Raw genomic sequence first — 24174 nt, 5'->3', positions numbered from 1 at the left:
ACAGTTTCGTTGTTCGTTGTCGTAGCAGTCGAGTTCTGCCTACGTCACGCCCGCGGCTTGCCAGCACTCCAATTACGCGTTCCCGAAACAAAACAATCGATACTGCATCTCTGAAAGATGACTTGCTGTACATCGTCTCCGTTCCCCATCTGCCTAGGCTCATTGTTCGCTCGCTCAGTCAACAACGATCAATCTTACTGACTGCCTCACGAGATCCCCACGGAGAACAACATGTCCGTCACCAAAATCGATGTTCCGCTCGAGGGTTTGACCAGCCGTCCACCTGTTTCTGTTGAAGAAGAAATTCGCCGCCGTCTTTCTGCCGAACGCGACCGCCTGTCTCGCGAAGCAGGCTTAGACAGCAAGCACGCGAAGCACTTTCATCGTCCGATTGAGCGCGCGTTTACCGCGGCTGAGCGCGATCGCGTCACGATTCTTATCGGCGGACTTACGTGGAAACACGAGAAGGTGATGAAGGCTGTATTCGAGGCTTGCGGATACAAATGCGACGTGCTGCCCACGCCCGATGTTGCAGCTTTCCAATTGGGGAAAGAGTACGGCAATAACGGACAGTGCAATCCGACCTACTTCACCGTCGGCAACCTGGTTCAGTATCTGCAGCTACTTGAGTCCGCGGGTGTCCCGAAGCAGGACATACTCGACAACTACGTCTTCTTCACCGCCGGCTCATGCGGTCCATGCCGTTTCGGCATGTATGAATCGGAGTACCGCCTCGCTCTGCAGAATGCCGGCTATGACGGCTTCCGCGTGCTGCTCTTCCAGCAGAACGACGGCGTAAAAGCGGCGTCCGGCGAGCCCGGTCTCAAGTTCACTGTCGACTTTGGCATGGGCATGTTCAACGCCCTCAACATGGGCGACATCATGAACGAAATGATCTTCCGCATCCGTCCATTCGAGGTGAACAAGGGGCAAACCGATCGGGTATTCCAAGAATCCGTGGACAAGATGTGCGCCATGCTTAAGGAGCGCAAACCATTCGAAGACCTGGAAGATCTGCCTAAATGGGCCTCCAGCTATTTAGCGAAACACAAAAATTCCGGCTGGGAGAAGTGGGTTAACTCGCTCGGGAAAGTATGGGAACACCTTTATGGCAACTCCTACAAGGAATGCTTGCAGACTGTCCACGACCATCTCGCGACGATTGAGGTTGATCGCCTACGCATAAAGCCAGTCGTAAAGATCATCGGCGAATTCTGGGCGCAGACCACGGAAGGTGACGGCAACTTCAACATGTTTGCCTTCCTGGAACGGGAAGGAGCCCAGGTTCTAGTCGAGCCAATTGCGACCTGGGTCATGTACATGATGTACCAGGTGAAAGAGCGGTGGCGCGAGAAGAAGCCGCTCGAAGTCAAGTACAAGAAGCCCGCCTGGTGGGAGCTGCGCAAGCACGCCGTCAACGAGCTGAATTTCCAGAAGAAAATCGCGATGTTGAGTGTTGGCGAAATGATCTATTCCCGCCAATACCATCGCGTCGTCGAAGCGCTTGGAGACATCGCGCATCACCTGATCGACCAGAAGGCAATGGCCGATCTGGCCATGCCGTTCTACAACCAGTTCGCGCGCGGCGGTGAAGGTCATCTCGAAGTCGGCAAGAATATCTACTACACCAAGCACAAGCTCTGTCACATGGTGCTTGCGCTCAAGCCCTTCGGCTGCATGCCGTCCACGCAGTCCGACGGCGCGCAATCGGCCGTGGCCAACGCTTTCAAAGACATGATCTTCCTTCCCATTGAGACTTCAGGCGAAGGCGAGATCAACGCGCACAGCCGTGTGCAGATGGCGCTCGGCGAAGCCAAGGTCAAGGCCCGTATGGAGTTCGACGAGGCGCTGAAGTCGACTGGCAAATCGCTGGAGGAGATCAAGAGCTACGTTGCCGATCATCCCGAGCTGCGGCAGTTGTTCTATCCCATGCCGCATCGCGAAGGCGTGACCGGGATGGCGGCGAACTTCGTGCTCCACGTCAGCGACCTGATTAACGGGCGCAAGAAGCTGTATCGCGTTCCCATTCAGGCCCGGGCTCTAGCGGCGGCTTCGTAGGCAGTTTTTTGTTGTTGTCGTTCCGAAGCGAAGCGAGGAATCCCTACCACGCCCATACATTTTCGTGAGAGTAGGGATTCCTCACCGCCAGCATCTGCCGGTTCGGAATGACAAAGCACGACAAAAAGACAACAGAAAGGAAAGAGATGCCCGAAGTTCTAGAGGCGGCAGCCCACGTTCCCGAGGCTCCGCCGCAATACAAACTCGATGTCCAGCTCCACGAACTGCTGATGAAGCCGGCGGCTCGACCCGTGCCGCCTCCGTCTGCATCGGGCGTGTTGCAGACATTGCCGATCCCGCCTTTCCCTAGCCGTCCCAAATTGCAACAAGGGAACGACGAAGATTACCTGCCCAAGGATGGCAGCCGAAAGTTCGGCCCCGCGCACATAGCAAAGGCCATGCGCGGATGGGCCATTCCGTATCTGAAGTCGCGCGTACTTCCTGGCCACCTGCATCCGATCGTGTCGTACCTGTTTACTGAATGGAAGTGCAACCTCGACTGCCATTACTGCTGGGCCTTCGATAACCGCGTAAAGGGCATGAGTGAGGACATCGCCAAGCGCTCGATCGACTGGCTGCATCAAGGAACGGGACGCGTCCTGGCCCTCATGGGCGGCGAGCCGCTGCTGCGCCCGGACTTCGCCCACAAGGTCACTTACTACGCGACCAAGAAGGGCTTCTGGGTTTACATACCCACTAACGGACGCCTGCTGCGTCCTGACGTAATCGACAAGCTCGGAGACGCGGGAGTGGGAGTGGTGAATCTGGCCATCGATGCAGTTGATCTGAAACCCGGACTCCCGAAAGCGCTGGTTCCTATCCGCAAGAACTTCGATTACCTGATCAAGCGCCAGTTCCGTTACGGATACTCAGTCTTTATCAATATCAACATCTGCGGCAACAACATGGACGATGTCCGCGAGCTGACGGAGATCGCGCACGACAATGGCGTGGCCACGGACTATCACATCTGTGAGTCGCCGCTGACGGAGCAGGAGCATTTCAAGCATCTTGAAAACAATCCGACGTACATCACCGAGAAGCACTGGGATCAGGTAGATCAGCTGCTCGATTGGCTGGTCGCCAAGCAGCGAGCCGGCTACAAGATGACGAACTCCACGTCGCGCATTTCCGAGATGAAGCAGTTCATGCGCGGCGGACTTCAGGATTGGAACTGCCGCGCCGGGCAGAACACGTTGATCATTCGCACGAATGGAACGCTGGCGCCGTGCTTCCCCATGTATAGCGCGCATTACGACTGGGGCACGATCGAGAACCACAAGTTCGAGCCCGGTCCGCTGAACGAGATGAAGAAGTCGTGCCAGCCGCACTGCTTCTCGACGCTGAACCACATCGTCGGCTTCTGCTACAACGACTCTCGCGTGATTAAGTGGCTGTTCAAGCAGGCGATACATGGGTTTCAGGGTGTTACGAACTGGAGCGACGATTAGGTTTTTGTTCTTTGTCATTCCGAGCGTAGTGCAGTCCCGATTTTGGGCTGCGCGAAGAGAGGAATCCCTACGGTGCCGAGAATGCGAGCGACACACAGGTGTGTGGCACGAACTGACTTGGTCTCAGTCGATAGGGATTTCTCGCGCAAAGAGGCGCTCGAAATGACAAAAGACTGCAAGAGACTTAGGAGACCGCAGTGTCAGGAAACCACGATCACAGCAACGGTTGCTGCGGAAGCAGCAAGTCGATCAAGCTCGACGTAAAACTCGGCGAGCTCGTCGCCACTCTTCCTCGACCCAAGCCCAAGCCGCGCACGAATCCTGTGCCGCTGGGCGAGACCAAGCTCGCGTATTACGTTGGAGTCGATGTTGGCTCCACGACGGTGAAGACGGTGATCGTCGATGTCGCCACCGACCAGATGATCTGGTCCGACTATCAGCGTCACGAGACTAAGCAGCCGGAAAAAGTTCTAGAGTTCCTCCATCGCATGCAGGCCGAAGCCGGCATCGCGCCCAACAACTGCCGCATGTTCATCACCGGCTCCGGGGGCAGCAACATTGCTCCGCTGATCGGCGCGAAGTTTGTACAGGAAGTCACAGCAGTCTCTCTTGCGGTCGAGAAACTTCATCCCGAAGTGAATTCCGTAATCGAACTCGGCGGGCAGGACGCCAAGATCATTGTCTTTAAAGAAGACGAAGCCAGTGGGCGCAAGAAAAAGATTCCGTCGATGAACGACAAGTGCGCCGGCGGCACCGGCGCGGTGATCGACAAGATCAACGCCAAGCTCAAGATTCCCGCCGACGAACTGTGTCAGCAGGGCTATCACGGAATCAAACTGCATCCAGTAGCTGGAAAGTGCGGAGTCTTTGCCGAGACTGATATCAATGGCCTGCAGAAGCAGGCGGTCCCGCCCGATCAGCTCATGGCCTCGCTCTTCGACGCCATCGTCCTGCAGAACCTTTCGGTGCTCACACGCGGGCACACACTGCGTCCGCATGTCCTTTTGCTCGGCGGTCCTAACTGTTTCATAAAGGGAATGCGCGAAGCCTGGCAGCACAACATTCCCAAGACTTGGGAAGAGCGCAAAGTCCCGATCCCGGAGGGAATGACTCCCGAACAGCTCATCAAGACTCCCGACAATGCGCAATATTTCGCGGCGCTGGGCTCCGTCGAATTCGGCAAGGACGAAGATCCGGACGTCGGCTGGTATCAAGGCACGTCCAAGCTCGAGCACTACATAGATGTGGGACGGCTGGAGGAAAAATCACAGTCCGGCGCGGCAGGTCTCAGCGCCTCCGACGAGGAACTCGAAAGCTTCAAACAGAAGTACACCATCCCCCGATTCAATCCGGCGAAGTTCACGGCTGGATCGACCGTGCGCGGATTTGTGGGCGTCGACGGGGGTTCTACTTCGACGAAAGCCGTGCTGTTATCGGACGAAGGCGAGTTGCTCTGTAAGGCCTACCAGCTCTCGAACGGAAATCCGATCCAGGACACCATCGACATGTTTCGCTCGCTGCGACAGCAGGTAGAGGCGCAGGGTGCGACCCTCGAAGTTCTAGGCGTGGGAACAACCGGCTACGCGAAGGATGTTCTGAAGGAAACGCTGCACGCTGATGTGGCGCTCGTGGAAACCGTCGCGCATACGGAGTCGGCGATGCGCTTTTACGACGATCCGCACTGCATCGTCGACGTCGGCGGTCAGGACATCAAGCTCATCGTCCTCAAAGACGGCCGCGTAAAGGACTTTAAGCTGAACACGCAGTGTTCGGCGGGCAACGGATACTTCCTGCAGTCGACCGCCGAGTCTCTCGGCATAAAAGTCGAGGAATACTCCGATATCGCTTTTTCGGCGAACCAGATGCCGATCTTTGGTTACGGCTGCGCCGTGTTCATGCAGTCGGACATTGTCAACTTCCAGCGCCAGGGCTGGGCGGCAAAAGAGATTCTTGCGGGACTCGCGGCGGTGCTGCCCAAGAACATCTTCCTCTACGTCGCCAGCATTCCCAATCTGGCAAAACTGGGAAAACGCTTCATCCTGCAAGGTGGCACGCAAAAGAACCTGGCAGCGGTGAAGGCCGAAGTCGATTTTGTGAAGTCGCACTTCCGCAGCGAACAGGCTGAGGCCGAAGTCATCGTTCACGAGCATTGCGGAGAGTCCGGCGCAATCGGCGCGGCAGTGGAAGCGATGCGTATCTTCAAGAATGGCCACGAGAGCACCTTCATCGGTCTCGACCCGGTGCAGAACATCAGCTATCGCACTACGCGCAACGAAAGCACGCGCTGCTACTTCTGCAAGAACAATTGCCTGCGCACCTTCATCGACGTGCAGACCGGCGAGACCGACAACTGGAAGGCGCCGGCATTTAAGTCGAAGGTGCCCTTGCAAGCTGGCGAGCAGCGACTAATCATTTCGACTTGCGAGAAAGGTCAAGTCGAAGACGTGAAGGACATGCGTGGTATCAAAGCCGGCCTCGATGCACTGAAGGAAGCGAATCCCAATTACGTCGAGATCGCCGCATCGGGTGTATGGCGCTCGCAGAATCCGCCGAAGACTGCTGATCCGATCCCAAATACTAAGTGGACGTTCAAAGCCGAGGTAAAGCAGCGTGCTGAGTTGATGAAGAAGCGAGCCGGGTTCCGCGTCGGCATGCCCAAAGTGCTGAACATGTATGTGTACGCGCCACTGTTCAGCGCGTATCTCGAGACACTCGGGCTGGAGCCGGAGAACATCATCTACTCCGACTACACCAATCGCGACATGTACAAGGCTGGCGCCGGGCGCGGCGCGATCGATCCTTGTTTTCCCTCGAAGATTGGCATTCCGCATGTTTATAACTTGATCTTCGTGAAGCACGCCAAGAAGCCACTGCATGCGATCTTCTTCCCCATGATCGACGTGCTCACCACCCACCTCAAATGCACGACGGGCTCGAATGCGTGCCCAACGGTAACGGCGACACCAGATGCGGTGAAGGCGGCGTTCACGAAAGAAGCGAATGTGTTTGCCGACAATGGAATCGAGTATCTCGATCCCATTGTGAACCTTGCCGATCGCAAGCTGTTCGCCCTGCAGATGCATCGCGCTTGGGCTCCAGTGCTGGGCGTATCAGAAGAAGAGAATGATCGCGCCATCGAAGTGGCTTTCAAAGCCCAGGAAGCCTACGACGACGGGCTGCGTAAACGTGCTCGCGAGACGCTGGACATGCTCGAGCGCGAGAACCGTATTGGGATCGTGATGCTTGGGCGTCCATATCATCATGATCCCGGCGTGAACCACGAGATCATGGAGGAGTTCCAGAAGCTTGGCTATCCCATCTTCTCGCAGAGCACTCTGCCGATCGACGAAGACATCCTCGACCGGTTGTTTGGCGACGAAGTTCGCGCTGGCGTGATCAAAGACCCGCTCGATATCACGGACGTGTGGAAGAACGCATACTCGGCCAGCACCAACCACAAGATCTGGGCGGCAAAGTTCACGGCGCGCCATCCGAATCTCGTAGCGTTGGAGATCTCGAATTTCAAGTGTGGTCACGATGCGCCAATCTATTCGGTGATCGAGGACATCATCGAGAACTCGGGCACGCCGTATTTCGCTTTTAAGGATCTCGACGAAAATAAGCCGACCGGCTCGATCAGAATTCGCGTGGAGACCATCGATTACTTTCTGCGCCGCTATCGCGAAGACATGGTTAAAAAGCGTGAGGCGGTGAATAGCATCGATGTCCAGCTCGCGGAATACGAGCGTAAGCTGCGCGAAGAGCTGATGGCGCAGAGTTCACAGCAGGAATACGAAGGCGTGGGCGCGGATTAGCGCAAACTTGTCCCAATCAGTCAGGAAGGTTTTGAAGGGCCACGGCTTCAGCGAACCAGAGCCGTGCCATCTGCGGGTTCTTAAAGTCCGCTTCAGCCGCTGAGGGATTTCTTCAAATGGGAGGAACAGCCTCAGGGACTGAAGCCCGATTTTCGGTAGGTTTAATAGCACGGCTCCGCTTCGCTGAAGCCGTGCCCCTTCAACAACAATTCAGACTTACCTCTAACGTTACTTCGGCGCTGGCTGCTTCGACTTCATAGCAGACTTCAACCCCTCACTGTACATCGCTCCGTAAGTCAAGTACTGCTTCACGGCATCCCGCGGATAGCTCATTTGAACCTTTACCGCTGCCGTGCTCCCGGCAGCAGTAAGCATAGGATTTATTCCTGCAAAGTAGGTTGGAAGATTTAGCTTTTTGAACCGAACGACGACCTGATCGCGAAGCATAGGATCGAAGCGCGTTCCGTATTTGTCGACGAGCGCCTTGATTCCCTCGTAATCGCCTTCCGCCTTGATGCGCATGATCTCCGCCAGCAGCATGCCCACACCTTTACGCATGAGCTCGTAATCCTTTACTCGGACGAAGGTCTTTCCATCTCGATCGAACTGCTCAATCGATCCAGGAACTTTGTCCTGAATGTAATGAGTGATGAGTTGACGATCGCGTTGATGATCTTCCTCGATCGTCTGTCCTTTGGGCATGCGACGCAATTGGGTTAGGGGCGCCAGCGCAGCGGAGTCGTACATTGCCTTCGCGACTTCAGTCTGATTGCTAATGAGGCCAAGCTCTTTCAGTTTTGGATCAAAGGCGTTCCACAGTCCCATCAGATCTGCGCGTCCTTCTTCAAGCGTGGAGAAATATTCCTTGAGGTATGCTTCGGCGCCACTCTTCAGGCGATCGCTCAGCTTGCCTGAGCCATGGCCGATTACCTCGTGCATCGCCGTGAACAGATCCTCAGCTTCGTCTCCGTACTTTTTTCCACGAGCAATCACTTCGGCATCGGAGCCGAATTCCTCCAGCGAGGAGAATCCCGCAGCGTCGTTCAGCGCGCGGCTGCTCCCGGTAAAAAGAAAGTTCTTCGTGCCGTATTTTTCGTGAATCTCGTTTTCGTTCGGAAGGTTGTCGCCAACCGTGTTCACGTGAAAGTCGCCAGTCTCGATCAGTGTCTCGACCGCTTTCACGACCGGCGCCTTAAACGCAGTCTTCTTGTACTTATCGTTCCAGGGAGCCTTCTGCTCGAAGTATTCGGCGTTCTGGGCGAGCTTAATCATCGCATCGGTGACTTTTTTGTCTGTTACCGATACGAAAGCCTGTGAACTGCCCTTTGCGCCTCGCGCATCGCGATAGACTTCGATGAATCCATTGGCGAAGTCGACCGTAGCATTGTTCTGTACCCAGTCGCTGCCGAACTTCAGCCAGTCGGCTGGATCACCGGTCTGGTAGTAGCGAATTAAATCAGCGATTACCTGCGCTTGTGCTGGATCAGCGATTGCTTTGGCGTTCTCGAGATATTCGTTCGCTCTTCTTAAATAAGTAGCGTACAAGCCCGCCGGCACGCTGCCATCGGGAGTGCCGGCACGATACACCTGTTCTTGAAGCTTGCCATCGCTGCCGCGCACGACACGCGAGTTCAGCGGATGCGATTCCTTGAAATCCTTCAAATCGTTCAATGACAGGCCGGCATAGAACGTATTCGAACTCGCCTGAATGATGTCTTTACCGCCGGACGGGCTCTTGGCGGTATTCATGGGTTCGAAATTAGGATCGAAGATTGGCGCCTTGAGCTCATCGAGTTCTTTGTTCAGCGCATCTTCTGAGGCGAGGGGCTGCAGATCGGCGTACGTTGTTTTGAAGGCTCCGTTTTTCTGCGCGGTCAGCACAGCCTGTTTGAATTCCTCAAAAGAAAAGTCGGGCAGGAATTTCTGTGCTGTGTTCTCGTTGTGATTGCCGCGATTGCCCCAGAAGAGCTTCGCGTAATTCGTGATCTTTTTCATCACTTCTGGATCGACGCCTTGGGGACGTGCGACGATCTCCTCGAGAAGCCTCTTCTCGCGCAACGCATGGGCCGACAACTGGTCATAGATAACGGGATCGATGGCGATGGCCGCCTGTGAGAGCCAGTATCCAAGCGCCTGCTGGTTGGAGTTGAGCGAATGAAAGCTCTCGGCGTTGAGCTGAATAAATCCGGTGTCGCCGATGCGATCTACAAGCGTGGACTGGGAAGTAGCGGAAAGTGAGGGTTTCTTTTTTGAAACCGTCTTCTGAGCCGTAGCGAATGACGCGAAACAACAGATGAAGATCATTACCAGAAACCAGCAATACACAAGCCCTCCTTCGGACCTGACAAAACCCTTTATGTTAAATGAGTCAGAGATTAGCGTAGATGGGCTCCAACGAGCTACAGGCAAACACCGTGCGAGGTCGCGCGTCGGTCGTTGTCCATATATCAACGCATTTTCGATCCCTCGGTTGCATTCTTCTTAATAGAAGAAAGAGTTTTGTCAAAAAGAATTGTGGGAGAGCTCACGAATGAAAGATGCCGTAACGGTTATCCGCGAACGCACGTCGATAAATCTGTTTGATCCGAACAAACCAATTAGCGAGGCTGAGATTCGCGAGATCATAGCCGATGCAACCCAAGCCCCGTCCTCCTTCAACATTCAGCATTGGCGATTTGTCGCGGTCACCGATCCTGAGAAGAAGAGACTATTGCAGGCTGCGGCCCACAATCAGGCGAAGGTCGGACAAGCATCAGCCACGATGATCGTCCTCGGGGATTTGCGCGGATACGAGAAGCTAAGCACGATCCTCGCTCCGCTGGTGAAGAGCGGCAAGATGACTCAAGAAGCGGCCGACAGCGGCGCAAAGCGAGCCGCGGCAGCTTACGCAAGCAACGCGCAATTCCAGCGTGATGAAGCCATCCGATCTGGAGCACTCGCGGGGATGACGTTCATGTTCGCAGCCCAGGCTCGCGGATATGCGACGGGGCCAATGATCGGATTCGATCCTGAGCAGGTAAAGAAGATATTTGGCATCTCTGATCGTTATGTGCCGGTAATGCTCATAACTCTTGGCTATCCCGCTCCAGGCAATGCGCCGCGTAAGCCTCGTCTTAGCGTGGACGAAGTCTTGGCTTTCAATCAGGGAAGAGAGTTTTGATCAGTGCGTTTTGATTACGTGGTTCCGGCCGCCTCGGCCGGTACTAGGCTTGCGCTGTTTACAACTTGACTTGATTCGCGGGACCAAGGTGTGATTTGTACTTTGTCTTACAATGCGTTGGCAGCAAAGATTCCGGCCGCGGGCGGGCCGGAACCACGTAATCAACGCAAACCCGCGAATACAACACCCCCATCATGACTGCAGCCAACCTGCTCCTTCGTCTAGCTGCGATGCTGCTCGCCAGTGTTTTCTGCAGGAGAGAGAACCTTAGCGTAGGTGCTGAGCGAATTCTTCTTCGAGTTGCGAGTAGTCGTCGTGAATGACGGACTTTAGAGACTCTTCCGGACTTTGACCTTCGCTTAAGCTACGCATGATGTCGGCAATGCGGTTCATGCCGTAGGCGTTGCGAATATATTCCACGTAGGCCAGCGACTCGATGTAGGCGATGGCCGCCTGATTGGAATCGAGACCGATAAAACTACCTTCTATCGACTGCAAAGGGGCTTGCTTCCCGTTCTGGAATAAATTGCTCAAGGGAGTGCGATACTTCGCGGCAGATTGCGGTTCGACCAGCTGCGCCAATCCTTCGTTCAGCCAAACGGGACATTTTCCGTTCGTAGCCTGACGAATGAATGAATGCGCCAGCTCATGTTTCAGAACGCGGGAGAGATCGGGCGTAACTGATGTTAGTCCCTCAATGGGAATGCGAAGCTTGCCGTCGTTAAGGGCCGCCGTCCAACTGGGAGCGAGCGTGACGTCAAAGTAAGTTTGGTTGGTATAGAGCACCACCGCGATTGGATCTCGCGGCAGCAATCCCATGGTGGAGACGAGGTCAGCGAAATGCCGCTCCAGGGTGAGAAGGATCTGTTCGCGTAATTTCGGCGATGCCTTATCGCCTTCATAGCGCATATTGAAGTGAGTGCTGGCATCATTGCGAAAGTCGGCTTCCGCTTTTGCTTGACGTGAAACGGCCTTCAGGTACGCATCCACTTCAGGATCATTTGGATCAAGCTCCTTCGCTCTCTTGAATTCGGCCAGAGCATCGTGAATCCTGTCGTTTTTGTAATAGGCGATTGCCAGGATTTTGTGTGCGAATGCGGACTCTGGGCTCTTGTGAACTGCGTCTTCTGCGTAGCTCTGTGCCAGAGAGGCTCGATCCTGTTTCAGGAGCAGCCAGGCGTATGTAGCGGCGGCGTCCCCGTTGCCGGACTCGAGGCTGAGAGCACGCTCCATGTGGGTGAGTGCGTCGTCAGTTTTTCCGTGTTGCTGTTCCTGAATGGCGAGAAGGATTAACGCAGATGCGAGCGCCGATTTGTCGCCGCTCGCCTCGATTTTCGCCAGACGCTCTGGTGTTATCTTTCCATCAGGAGCGACTTCGTTAAGACCGGCAGCGTCAATTCTGGGAGCTGCGACGTTGCCAGAGACATGCGCGGGGCCCGAGGCACTGGATGCGCTCTCGATATGGTCGACTGAAGACTTAGGAATGGCGTACTTATCGTCGCCAATGTCATACTCCACCCGGTCGCCTGTATCCCTTACACTGTCGGCCCGAATGGTCTGCCCATTCTTGAGATGAATGGTGTCAGCCCATGCACAGGAGAGCAGGCAGATACAGATGGTGAATCGAAGATGCACAGAGCAGCATTCTAGCAACGGACTTCCGCGCCTTATAAGAAGGTTTCCTCCGAGGATCTGACGTTGGTAATCGCGAATCTCAAAATTCGAAGGACATGGCCTTACGTTCTATGCGTTGGATTAGCGGCTGTAGCCATTGTTTGTGGGTCTCCCGTTTCAGTTAGTGCTCAGAATCCGATGCCGACGCCCGGGGTGGCTCTCTATCGCAGTCTGCGAGATTCCGGTTTGGATCTGAAGAATGTTTATCGCGTACGCGATGCTGCTTTTGATAGAGAAGATCTACATTTTGCCCTCAATGAGGGCTGGCTTATCGTTGGGGAACAACTCGAGGGTCACATCAACTGTGCTTTTTTCGTAGGCGACGGTGAGGTGCTTTTAATTCCGCCGGATCTGGGAGAGCGAGCTTCGCTGGCGCTCTTCCTAAACACTGCAGTGCTGGAAGAGAAATTCACGTCGGCTTATTTCCGCTTCTTCGACGATCATTTCCTAGAGGAACTCGGACCTGGTCTGCGTAAAGGAGAGAATCCGGAAATTCTGGACAGGTCCAACGCTGCAGCTAAGGAGCTCGCGAAGACAGATGCTCTGCGCTTGCTTTTGGCGTACTTGAATACGCCCGCGAATTCCCCGGACCCGACGAGGTTTTTACATACGCGCGTAGTGGGAGCGAATCACGGAACATTTGACATTTTTTATGACGAAGCGGCTCCCGAGCAGATCGGTGTTGGTCAGGTGGGACACGCAGCCGGTGGTTTCGCATTCTACAACGTCTGGACTTCTTTCATTTCGCGCTCGCACCGCAAAGAAGAGCCCTCGGCTACTGCAGGATTATCGCTTCTTCCGAAAACATTCCGCATAAAAGCAAGCGTGTACCCGCCAGAGACGATTGAGGGAGATGCCGAGCTGGAGCTTGATGTCCTGCAGCCAGGCACGCGTGCAGTTCTCTTTGAATTGTCTCGGTTGCTCAAAGTGTCGTCCATCATTATGAAGGGCAAGCCGCTCGAATTTCTTCAGAACGACGCCGTGGAAGGATCTCGGATTGCGCGTGAAGGGAATGACTACGTTGCGGTGATTCTGCCGCAGGCCATGGCCAAGGGCGAGACAGTGAGGCTGCGTTTCACGTATTCGGGATCTGTGCTGGCTGATGCCGGCAACGGCCTGCTGTACGTCGGCTCACGCGGCAACTGGTATCCCAATTTGGGATTGAACATGGCAATGTTCGACCTTGAGTTCCGCTATCCCGCCGACTGGACACTGGTGGCGACAGGCAAAAGAACTGCCCTCCAGACCAGCGATGGAATGCAGGTCTCCCGCTGGGTATCCGAGCGAGCCATTCCTGTTGCCGGTTTCAATTTGGGGCACTATCAGGAATCCGCTGTCATGGCTGGCGGCGTGAGGGTGGAGAGTTTTGCCGCCGCCGGCGTCGAGAGCAGCTTTCCTGCAGCTACGCAAACGATGGTAGAACCGGTGATTCCTGCTCCGCATCGTCCAGGTCAGCCACACGCAGTGCAGGTGCCGCTGCCCAGACCGAAACCTGCCGGCGAGGCTGCTGCCAGTAGTGCCGCCGCCACTATTGATTATCTGAGCCCACGAATTGGCGCTTATCCGTACAGTGCTCTCGCCTTAACGCAGCTTCCCGGCACCGTAAGCCAAGGCTGGCCGAGTCTGGTCTTTCTCTCCAGCTACGCGTTCGTGCCGCAGAACGAGCGCGGTGGTCCGCGCTCGGAGTTTGATCGCGTCTTATTTGAGCGCCTCATGGTGCCGCACGAAACCGCTCATCAATGGTGGGGTGATTCGGTCTACTGGACGACCTATCATGACCGTTGGATCTCCGAGGCGCTGGCGAATTACTCGGCTATGCTGAGCTTCGAGGCCGACTATCCGAAAGATTTCAAGACCATACTGCGCTACTATCGGCTCCATCTTGGGGAAAAGAACCCTGAAGGCAGAGTCAATCGCGAAGCGGGGGCTGTGACGCTTGGAAACCGCTTGAACTCCTCCATCTTTCCGGGCGGATTCGATTTGATTGCCTACGGCCGCGGAACGTGGCTGGTGCACATGCTCCGTGAGTTTCTGCGTGATGGCTCAGGAGTTTCTGGGGAGTACGCCGACGACCTGTTCTTTTCCGTTTTGCGCACTCTGCAGCATGACTACTCTCGTAAGCAGATGAGCACGCGTGACATGCAGCGCGCGTTCGAGCGCGCACTGCCCAAGTCGCTTTATCACGAGGGCAAGCCGTCTCTTGACTGGTTCTTCAACGGCTGGGTGAACGGCACAGCAACGCCGAAGTATCAATTGTCCAATGTCCGCCTTGAACGCAAAGGGACTGCTCTTCGCGCTTCCGGAAGGCTTTTGCAGAAAGACGCTCCCGAGGATCTTGTGACTGCCGTACCCATCTATGCCGAAACAGTCAGGGGCGACTTGAGATTCTTAGCCAGGGTCTTCGCTGATGGAGAGGAAACGGCTATTACGCTCACAGTTCCTGCTGGAACAAGAAGGCTGGTCGTTGATCCATACGGGACGATCCTGACCTCGCCTTAAGATCAAATAGAGACACTAGGCTGGTCAAGCATCTTACTGGAAAGGGAGTTAGAGTTCGGCGGCGCGGGCCTGGTCTTCGATTGCCATATCTTTGAATTCGCTGGAATCGAAAACTTCTCCGCATTCCTGGCACTCTACAAATTCCGCGTCGTCCTCACGCGCCACTACGCGCACGCGAGGATGCTTGCAGACTTGTTCTATGCTGATTCTCTGGGGTGGAAATTTAGCGGGTTGGGTAGTACTCATAGTGCGGGAAATTTCTGATCCGGTTCGGCTGATTTTAGCCTCAGTGGAGACCATGTCAAGGGTCTATTTTCGGCCAGCACATTACGATGATGTCCATGGAAAGGCAGTTGTAAGTAGTAAGTTCTCGGTTTTTCAGCGAAATGGGATTTGGCGCGCACTCCGCTTCGCCAAATCTCTGGATCGAGCTATCCGCGAAGCCCTAAGCTGTTGGTTTAGAAGCTGATGCGACGATCGCAACAAGTAAGTGACTACTTACGCTGAGACTCAATTTTCTCGACTTCCACCAGACACGAGTAAAAGGTAGGGCCGCCTCCCAAATCGGTAAGCCGTTCAGAAGTCAGGGCATTAATCCCAATTCCATCGGGAGTAAGCTTCGCCCAGTTGAGTCGGCTGGCGACCACGCCTTCCTGTACCGTGCCATCCACCAAGGCAGTGAGACGTACCTCGCCACGATGGTTGAAGACCCTGACTTGGTCGCCACTGGTGATTCCTCGGGCATCGGCATCCTGATGGCTCATCTCCAGTTTGTTAGTTTTGGGTTCCAGCGAGAGGAGCGAGTCGACATTGCAGAATGTTGAGTTCAGAAAATTGTCAGCTTTGCGGGAGAGAAGTTCCAATGGATACTTGCGAGCGCCTTCGGAATGGCGAGATTCTACCGGAGGCTCAAATTTGGCCACCGGATCCAAGCCCAGCTTCACTAAATCGTCGTTCAGGATTCTGGCTTTGCCGTCCGCAGTGGAGAATCCGCCATTGGCAAACGGCAGGAAGTCATCGCTTCCAAAGTTAAGGCGCACATGACCTTCGCGCTCCAGTCGAGCGCGGTTGATCCCTTTCAACCAAGCATCGGAGGAATCCAAAGCGCCATCAATCATCTCCTCGACTGATTCGCGGAAGCACGGCTCTGGGAAGCCCATGTGCTGGGCCAACTCGCCAAACATCTGGACGTTAGACTTCGATTCGCCGACAGGTTCGATGGCTTTTTCCGAAATCTGCAGGTAATAGTGGCCGTAAGCCTGCTGAATGTCCTTCTGTTCGAAGAAGGTCGTGGCTGGGAGAACGATGTCCGCATAGTCAGTCGAGTCGGTGAAAAACTGGTCGTGCACGACCGTGAACAGATCGCGACGCAGGAAGCCGCGTACGACATCGTTGTGATTGGGGGCGATCGTTGCGGGATTAGAGTTGTAAACGAAGATTGCCTTGATGGGTGGGTTGTCCATCGCTGTTAGTGCGCGTCCCAATTCGGACATATTCACCACACGAGCTGGTCGTTCGAGCGGACTGGTCTTCATCAAGTCCGGACGTTCGAGGAACTCTTTGTTCAGCCTGAACGCGCCGCTGCAGGAAAGCTGGATGCCGCCGCCGGCGTGCTTCCAAGCTCCGATAATGCAGGGCAGCATCGTGATGGTACGAACATTAGTGCCGCCGTTCTGGCTGCGCTGCACACCATAGTTGACGCGTATGACTGCGGGAGTAGTAGTTGCGTATTCCCGCGCCAGTCTCACCACGTCTTCTGCAGAAATGCCAGTCCACTGAGAAACGCGCTCCGGAGGATATTCACGCACGCGCTCCGTAAGCTCATCGAAGCCGTTGACATGCTTACGTACATAGTTGGCGTCATAGAGGCGCTCTGTAATGATCACGTGCATCATGCCCAACGCGAGCGCGGAATCAGTCCCCGGATTGATCGGCAGATACCAATCCGCGCACTGCGCGGTACGCGTCTTGTAAGGATCGATTACGACGAACTTGGCGCCATTGCGACGCGCTTCTTCGATAAACGGCCACAGATGCACATTGTTGCCGTGAATGTTCGCGCCCCAGGCGATGATGTACTTTGCACGAGGGAACAGTTCCGTATCCGTACCGATTTTGCGTCCGAGAACCGAAACCAATGCTTCGCCGCCCGCAGTCGCGCAGATTGTGCGGTCGAGCTGCGAGGCCCCAAGTCGGTGAAAGAAACGACGGTCCATCGACCCGTAGCTGAGCACCGCCGTCGTGCCGGCGTAAGAATAAGGAAGAATCGCTTCCGGTCCGAACTCATTGCTGATCTGCTGGAATTTCCGCGCTATCTGGTCATAGGCCTCATCCCAGGAAATTCGTCTGAAAATCTGCGCGACATCAGTGCCGCTCCGTACACCATGTCCTTTTGGCGCGATGCGCGCCATTGGATACTGAACACGATCTGGGGAGTAGACGCGGTCGAGATACTTCGTAACCTTGGCGCAGAGAAATCCGCGTGTGACTGGGTGATCTGGATCACCGCGCAGGCGCGTTGCGCGGCCGAGATCGTCAACCGTGATAAGCACGCCACACGAGTCAGGACAATCGTGCGAGCAGGCAGCATGAACGACTCGGGCCATGAGATGAATTCATTATAGAGCCAGGCGTCAGGTGCGTTTTGGTTTGCAGAGTCGAGACAGTCCACAAGCAGGACACGGCGCAACGATTGCGACAAGTCAGTATTCTGAAGGTGGCGGAGCGCCGTCCATCATGTTTTCGAAGCGAGTGGAGTTCTTGAGAAACGCCAGCTTCACGCTGCCTGTCGGTCCGTTGCGCTGCTTGGCAATGATGATTTCGGCGACGCCTTCGATCTCTGGCGGCACTTCCTCCCGGCGCATGTAGTACTCCTCCCGGAAGATAAAGGCGACGACATCGGCATCCTGCTCAATCGATCCTGATTCGCGCAAGTCCGAAAGCTGCGGACGCTGTTCGCCTTTCCCGCGACTCTCCGGAGCACGGCTTAACTGAGATAAGGCGATCACCGGCACTCGCAATTCCTTCGCGAGCGCCTTCAGTCCGCGCGATACCGCAGAAACTTCCTGGGTACGGTTCTCGTATCGCTTTCCGCCGCCGCCGCTCATGAGTTGGAGATAGTCAACGACGATGAGATCAAGCTTGCCGTTATTTTGCTGCGCCAGACGGCGCGCTTTCGCGCGCATCTCCGTGAGCGAGATGCCGGGCGTATCGTCGATGAAGATCTTGGCTTCGGCGAGCGAGTTGAGCGCGCTCACGAGTTTCTGCCGATCATCGCGGCTGACAAAACCGGTGCGAAGTTTGTGCGAGTCCACGTGAGCCTGCGAGGAGAGCATACGCAGGACAAGAGCCTCGCGTGACATTTCCAGGGAAAAGACCCCGACAACTTTTCTGCCACGAACGGCGGCATTCTCCGCGATATTGATCGCGAATGCGGTTTTTCCCATTGAGGGACGGGCGGCGATGATAATCAGGTCCGATGGCTGGAGACCGCTGGTCAGCTCGTCAAGCTTTTCGTAGTACGTTTCCAGGCCAGTGATGCGCTGACCACGTTCATACAAAGCGTCAACGCTCCCGAAGGATTCCTTGACGATTTCAGGAATCCCGAGAAAGCCCTGGCCGATTCGATTTTCCGAAATCTGAAAGATTGCCGATTCCGCAGCGTCGATAATCTCTTCCGCAGGATCGGCCTGTTCAGCGGCACGTGCCATCGCTCCGCTGCACGCGTGAATCAGAGACCGCAGCAGCGCCTTGTCGCGCACAATGCGGACGTACTGTACGATGCTCGGACGACGGGGCAGCCCGTCAGTGAGCGATGAAATGTAAGCGACGCCGCCCACTGATTCGACTTCTTTTCTCTTAGAGAGCTCTTCTGTGAGGGTGATGATGTCCACCGGTCGGCCGGTCTCCATCAAGTCCATGATTCGAGCAAACAGACGCCTGTGCGAATCGAGATAAAAGTCGTCCGCTTTAAGCGTCTCAGCCGCTTCGTTGTATGCGAGGTTGTCGAGAAGGATGGCGCCGAGGATGGACTTCTCAGCCTCGATGCTCGCCGGCATGCCTCGTTCGAGATTTAGATCCGCAGTAGCCAAGGTCGCGAGACCGGATTGTAAGCGGAAATATTCGAGGTTCATCGGGCGCCGCTGGTGCACCTCTGTGGGTAGCTTGTGAATAAGAAAGTTTTTTGTGGGAATTTGTGAAAGAGATGCCTCGGTGTTGAGGAGGTGCACGCAAACATGTGCGTAATCGAAGATGTTTGGCCCGGAGGGCCTGAAGGTAAAGCCCAGCACCAAAGTCTTGGGTAAGGAGTGGAAGAGATTAAAGTCCCGGAGGGATGACACCGGAGATTGCTGTCGTGCCTCCGGCGCTCAGAGAACCCATTCTTGCCCCAGCACTATTCGTGCCGGGCTTCGCATGATGCCCCTCCGGGGCGACTTCCTGGCTCAGCCGCCTCCTAATACTTCCTCAGCACACCAATCACTCGACCTTGAATCTGCACTGCGTTTGCTGCGACCATAATCGGCGTCATAGATGTATTAGCCGGCTGCAATCTCACCTTTGGTCCTTCACGATAAAAACGCTTGAGAGTCGTTTCGATGCCTTCGATCAGTGCCACGACGATCTCACCGTTCTGCGCATTTTTCACGCGCTCGACCATCACGTAATCACCGTCGACAATGTGTTCATCCTGCATCGAGTCGCCGCGAACTTCGAGCACGAAAACTTCTCTCGACCGCGTGATGTCATCGAGTCCGATGCTCTCTGGATTTTCGAAGGTCTCCACCGGACGGCCGGCAGCGATGCGTCCGAGCAGAGGCAAGCGCTGAGATTCAACTTGCTTTTGGCGCGCTCGCATTCCTCTTACCGGCAGCAAATCGATCGAGCGGCTGCGGTTGTAATCCCGCTTGAGGAGCCCCTTTCGCTCTAAGTTCGTGATGTGCTTATGCACAGTCGCAAGAGAACGCAGGCCCATTCCGGAACCGATCTCGTCGAAAGATGGCGAGTAGCCTTTGTTCTGAACGAAGTTGGAAATGAAGTCGTAAATTTCGCGCTGCCGCTTGGTGAGTGCCATACGCGAATAAGTGTCACGAAGAAAAGGCGAATTGTCAACGAAAATTGTGCAAAGTTGCTTTCGTTCTGTACCAGGTTAGGTATGGCTCCGAAAGTCAAACACAACCACTCACGCAGAGCAATGCTGATTTCGGCGATGGACGCAGATTTTTACTTGGGTGGAAACAGATTCGGAGACAGCAAACACCGCCTGATCTGCTTGTGTATTCCCTGATGAGCGTTTATCTGCGTGAGTTGTTGCGTCTGATTGTCGAGCCATGGTCTACTTTGCGACCGCCATGGCGTTCAGGATTTCTTCTGCGGTGGCAATCGCAGTCTCGATCTCCTGATCTGAAGTATAAAAATGCGGCGACATACGAACGCCTGCCTTAGGACGCCAGTCCACGAGCACGTCACGCTTCAGGAGCTCGGCGCAGATTTCCTGTGAATTGGGCATGTCGATCGAAACGGTTCCTCCCCGATTTTCCGGATCGCGGGGAGTGTTTACCTTCCAGCCCCGCGCATCGGAGAGTTCGATCAGCTTTGCAACCTGGCGCTTGGACTTGGAGCGAATGTTACCGATTCCTGCTTCGGCAATGATCTTCAAGCCCGGACGTGCTGCGTAGAGCGCCGGCACATTGGGCGTGCCGTTCATGAATTTGTATGGCGGATCAGCGTACTTGATGGGGCCGATCTCGAAGTGAAAAGGCTTCTCGTGTGCCACCCATCCGGTAAGGCGAGGTTGCAGTTTCTTACCGAGATCAGGGCGCACGTACAGATAAGCAGTACCTGGTCCGCCACACAGCCACTTCAGGACTCCGCCGCAGGCGAAGTCCACATTCAGAGCGCGAACATCTACCGGCACTGTGCCGAGAGACTGGAAGGTGTCGAGAACTACGTGTGCGCCGACACGATGTGCGCGGTCGATGATCGCCTTGGCATCATTGATGTAGGCGCTGCGAAAGATGACGTGCGAAATCGGTACCAGGAGAGTTTCTTCATCGATCGCCGCCAGCAGCCGTTCGGTAGGAACATGGATTCCGTCGTCGGTAGGCACCATGTGCACGCGAGCTCCAGCTGCGCGCTGAGCTTCCCAGAAATACATCACCGAAGGGAAGTTCAGGTCGGTATAGACGACCTTGTTGCGCTTACCGGAAAAATCGAAGCAGGAGGCGACAACCGCCTGGCACTGCGTCACATTCTGATGAAGCGAGACGGTGTTGGAATCGCCATTCATCAGTCCTTCGATGAGTCCCCCAACTTCGTGCCCAAGCATCCACCAGGTTTCTTCCCAAGCGCGCACTCCGCGCGTTGCCCAAACTTCGGCGTACTCGTTCAGAGCCCGCTGCGCTGCCCGCGGCATAGCTCCCAGCGAATTACTGATCAGATAAGTGGTATTCGCCAGGATGGAAAACTCCGGACGGAAGCGGAGAAGGTCATCGGCCATGAAGAGCATTTTAGCCTGAGTGCAGCGGAGGGGAATGGCGTGATCGGGCCATTGGGAATCCTATGTCATTCCGAACGAGGTGAAGAGTCCCTATCGCCGCCGATGCCCTTCAGGCCGACTTCTTCAACGCAATGAAAGCCAATTCACTGGCTATCGCAACGTATTTTCGTATCGCTAGAGACTCCTCACTTCCTTGGGAATGACAAAGGGCATCGGCCCGCTGACCGATCCCGCGATTTACCTATGACTTCCGTGCCTTCGTAATCAACACAATCATTGGGGCTTGCGTGGAGTAACGCTTACAATCGAAAGGGTTCGCTACCTGAATGGCAGATTTTTCCAAACGTCTCGATAAAGCGGAGAAGTTGCTTCACAAGGGCAAAGTTGACTCCGCCCTGGAGGAATATCTTTCCATTTTGGACGTCGATCCCGGCAACGATAAGGTTCGCCACACCGCAGCGGACCTGTTTCTTCAGACGAATCGCAATCATGAGGCTGCTGCGCTCCTGAGCGAGCTTTTCGATCGAGAGCTCGCCATGGGTGACAATGCCAAAGCGCTGGTTACCTATAAGAAGCTGACTCGCGTCGCTCCGCCCAAACTAGGCCAGATACTCCGTTTCGCCCAGGTGGCAGAACGCAATGGAAGCCGGCGGGAGGCACTCGAAGCCTACACCACGGCGTTTAACGGATTTTTGCAGGAGCGCCGGGAGAATGAGGCACTGTCGGCGATGCGCCGGATGGTGGCGCTCGATCCCGAGCCCCGAAATATCAGACGAATGGCTGAACTTGCTTCTAAACTAAACGACCGCCAGACGGCCGCCGAGGCTTTCCTCAGAATGGGAATTGAGGAACAGGGTGAGGGACGATCGGCCTTTCAGTGGTTCGAGCGCGCTCACCAGCAGGATCCCGGAAATCCCAACATCGCCTTCCAGTTCGGGAGCGCTCTCCTCGCCAAGAATGAGACAGAGCGGGCGCTGCAGATATTCGAAACCGCGGCCACAGGGCAGAACAGCCTGCCGGAACATCGAAAAGCCTATGGGATGGCCTTACTCGAGGCCCACCGTCCCAAAGAAGCCACGCCAGTCTTGTGGGCGCTGTACGTCAAAAGTCCCGCACGGCTCAATGATATGGATTCCCTTCTTGGAGAGCTGTTGAGCCAGCAGCATTACAAAGAAGCTCTCGACCTGGCACGCAAGATCGATGCCCAGCAGCAGCGACTGGGGACGCGAAAGGAGTTCGCGGCTTTTCTGCGGGAGGTGATTGAAGCTCATCCTCCCGATGCTGAATTTCTCGTTTATCTGAGCGAGCTGTTTAACGCTACCAACCGCGAGCACGATTATTGCGATGCTCTCATGCAGCTATTTCAGCTTCGTTACGCGGCGGGAGATTTTAGCCGTGCAGCTGATGCCCTTGATCGCGCAACCGACGCTGATCCTTATCTCGAAGGCTCTGAACGCCGCCTTGAGTTACTGCGCGGCAAAATCGACTCGAACCGCTACCGGAATATCGCAAATCGGCTTCAGAAAGCTGGAGCAGAGCCGGTCATGGACGAGTCGGCGGAGCCACAAAAGGCGGAGATAAAAGCTTTGGTTGATGCAGAAGCTGAGCCCACTGTGCTCGAGGACCTCATGCTTCAAACGGAGATCTTCATGCAATACTCCATGCGCTCAAAGGCTCTGGAGCGGCTGGAGCGCATTCAGAAACTTTTTCCGCAGGAAGAGAAGAAGAATGAACAGCTGCGTCAACTCTACGTGAGCGCGGGCATCGTTCCCAAATATGGCGAAAGCTCCAGCCGTCCCGACGTCGCGGCAGAGCCTAGCGTCGAGTCAATCTCTGCACCGATAGGTTCTCGCCCTGCTCCTGGCGGGGATGATTCTGTCGACAACTTGGCACGCGTAACTGAGATTACGCGGAATATTTATCGCCAGTCGAACGTAAAGGGCGTTTTGTTCGCAGCAGTAAATGATGTTGGGCGTCACTGGAATGCGAGCCGCTGCGTCGCCGGCCTATGCAGTCCGGGCAAGCCGCCATCAGCCGCACTGGAGTATTGTGCGCCTGGAGTAAAGCAGTCGGATGTGATGGCCATCGTTCGTATGATCGGAGTGCTGCAGAACATCGCGGTGCAGCGCGGATCAGCGGCGATTGACGATGTGGCGAAGGCGCCGGAGCTGAAGGGAATCGATCAGTACCTGAAGGCGCTGGAGCTGAAATCAGTTCTCGCTTGTCCGCTTATGGACGGCGATCAACACGTTGGAATTCTCATTCTGGAACAGACCGACAAACGGCGAGCCTGGCGCTCAGCTGATGTCGTGGTGCTGAAGACAATTGCGGATCAAATGGTCCTGGCAGTGAACAACGCGAAGCTCCGCAATCTGATGAAAACGCTGGCCGTGACCGACGAAAAATCGGGCTTGCTCAAGCGCGCATCGTACATTGACGTGATGATGGCGGAAGTGAAACGCTCGCTGCAGCAGAATGTTCCCATGACGCTTATGCTGCTCAATTTTGGCAAGGTGAGTGCGTTGTCGCGAGAGGCAGGAGAGAGCGCTCTCGAAAATTTGATGCAAAGCCTTGGGCAGAGCATCACGGCGAACATTCGCCAGACAGATATCGCTATTCGCTATGACCGGACTACCATCGCGCTCATTCTCGGGGATACCAAAGACACCAACTCCTTCTTCGTCATCGACAAATTCCGCAAGGTCATTGCAGGCGTGAAGGTTCCAGGAACCGAGAGTCCGATTTCGATGACCGTGGGCGTCGCTGGCGCTGTAATTCAGAAAGAGTACGATCCGATCGATATTGTGACCGAAGTGATCAATCGCGCCGAGCAAGCCTTGGATGTCGCACAGTCTCAGGGGCCAAACTCCGCTCATGCGATGGCGCCTATTACGGAATCGGCTGAAGTGGCCTAGCGGCTCTTAGCTCGAGCCTGTTGGAAATCCCTTCCTGATACACTCAAAAGTTTGCTCCAGCCGGCTGAAGTTACGTCTGCTGACCTGGGCATTCACGTTCACCAAC

The 24174-nt window shown here is 55.3% G+C and carries 12 protein-coding genes and 1 pseudogene; 6 read left to right on the top strand and 7 right to left on the bottom strand.

The window, feature by feature from the left end; genetic code table 11:
* Nucleotides 1–231 precede the first annotated feature (231 nt).
* The 3 genes and pseudogenes from DMG62_02925 to DMG62_02915 all read left to right on the top strand — a co-directional run bounded on the left by DMG62_02925 (nucleotide 232) and on the right by DMG62_02915 (nucleotide 7324).
* A complete protein-coding gene (locus tag DMG62_02925; protein ID PYY24532.1) occupies nucleotides 232–2058 on the top strand; it encodes an activator of (R)-2-hydroxyglutaryl-CoA dehydratase in 1827 nt (608 codons plus the stop codon).
* 107 nt (nucleotides 2059–2165) lie between these two features.
* On the top strand, nucleotides 2166–3509 hold the full coding sequence (locus DMG62_02920; GenBank protein ID PYY24531.1) for a hypothetical protein: 1344 nt from the start codon (nucleotides 2166–2168) through the stop codon (nucleotides 3507–3509).
* 350 nt (nucleotides 3510–3859) lie between these two features.
* Nucleotides 3860–7324: pseudogene (locus DMG62_02915) on the top strand (CoA activase).
* A 228-nt stretch (nucleotides 7325–7552) separates the two neighbouring features.
* Here the strand turns inward: DMG62_02915 and DMG62_02910 are convergent.
* Nucleotides 7553–9628, bottom strand: a complete 2076-nt coding sequence (locus DMG62_02910; GenBank protein ID PYY24530.1) for a hypothetical protein — start codon at nucleotides 9626–9628, stop codon at nucleotides 7553–7555.
* A 226-nt stretch (nucleotides 9629–9854) separates the two neighbouring features.
* Between DMG62_02910 and DMG62_02905 the strand changes: the two genes are divergently transcribed.
* Nucleotides 9855–10484: a nitroreductase family protein gene (locus tag DMG62_02905; GenBank protein ID PYY24529.1), complete on the top strand. Its 630-nt coding sequence runs from the start codon at nucleotides 9855–9857 to the stop codon at nucleotides 10482–10484.
* 267 nt (nucleotides 10485–10751) lie between these two features.
* Here the strand turns inward: DMG62_02905 and DMG62_02900 are convergent, their stop codons facing one another.
* The gene (locus DMG62_02900) at nucleotides 10752–12137 is read right to left on the bottom strand and encodes a hypothetical protein (protein PYY24528.1); all 1386 of its coding nucleotides are present in this window, start codon (nucleotides 12135–12137) and stop codon (nucleotides 10752–10754) included.
* 159 nt (nucleotides 12138–12296) lie between these two features.
* Between DMG62_02900 and DMG62_02895 the strand changes: the two genes are divergently transcribed.
* Nucleotides 12297–14657 (top strand): hypothetical protein, encoded by a 2361-nt coding sequence (locus DMG62_02895; GenBank protein PYY24527.1) that lies wholly within the window; start codon nucleotides 12297–12299, stop codon nucleotides 14655–14657.
* 48 nt (nucleotides 14658–14705) lie between these two features.
* Here DMG62_02895 and DMG62_02890 read toward each other — a convergent pair whose 3' ends face one another.
* The 5 genes from DMG62_02890 to DMG62_02870 all read right to left on the bottom strand — a co-directional run bounded on the left by DMG62_02890 (nucleotide 14706) and on the right by DMG62_02870 (nucleotide 21162).
* Nucleotides 14706–14957 carry a hypothetical protein gene (locus tag DMG62_02890; GenBank protein ID PYY24526.1) on the bottom strand — a complete coding sequence of 84 codons (252 nt, stop codon included), beginning with the start codon at nucleotides 14955–14957 and terminating at the stop codon, nucleotides 14706–14708.
* 194 nt (nucleotides 14958–15151) lie between these two features.
* Nucleotides 15152–17263: a molybdopterin oxidoreductase gene (locus DMG62_02885; protein PYY24525.1), complete on the bottom strand. Its 2112-nt coding sequence runs from the start codon at nucleotides 17261–17263 to the stop codon at nucleotides 15152–15154.
* A 96-nt stretch (nucleotides 17264–17359) separates the two neighbouring features.
* Complete coding sequence (locus DMG62_02880; GenBank protein ID PYY24524.1) at nucleotides 17360–18790, bottom strand: replicative DNA helicase; 1431 nt, start codon at nucleotides 18788–18790, stop codon at nucleotides 17360–17362.
* Nucleotides 18791–19110: 320 nt separating this feature from the next.
* Nucleotides 19111–19728, bottom strand: a complete 618-nt coding sequence (locus DMG62_02875; GenBank protein PYY24523.1) for a repressor LexA — start codon at nucleotides 19726–19728, stop codon at nucleotides 19111–19113.
* 261 nt (nucleotides 19729–19989) lie between these two features.
* The gene (locus DMG62_02870) at nucleotides 19990–21162 is read right to left on the bottom strand and encodes a kynureninase (GenBank protein PYY24522.1); all 1173 of its coding nucleotides are present in this window, start codon (nucleotides 21160–21162) and stop codon (nucleotides 19990–19992) included.
* Between the two features lie 317 nt (nucleotides 21163–21479).
* Here DMG62_02870 and DMG62_02865 point away from each other — a divergent pair, with 317 nt between their 5' ends.
* Nucleotides 21480–24068 (top strand): hypothetical protein, encoded by a 2589-nt coding sequence (locus DMG62_02865; GenBank protein ID PYY24521.1) that lies wholly within the window; start codon nucleotides 21480–21482, stop codon nucleotides 24066–24068.
* The last annotated feature ends 106 nt before the right edge of the window (nucleotides 24069–24174 follow it).

The sequence above is a fragment of the Acidobacteriota bacterium genome (genome assembly GCA_003225175.1).
In the GTDB taxonomy this organism is placed as follows: Bacteria; Acidobacteriota; Terriglobia; order Terriglobales; family Acidobacteriaceae; genus Gp1-AA112.
This window is presented reverse-complemented; position numbering and strand designations above follow the sequence as displayed.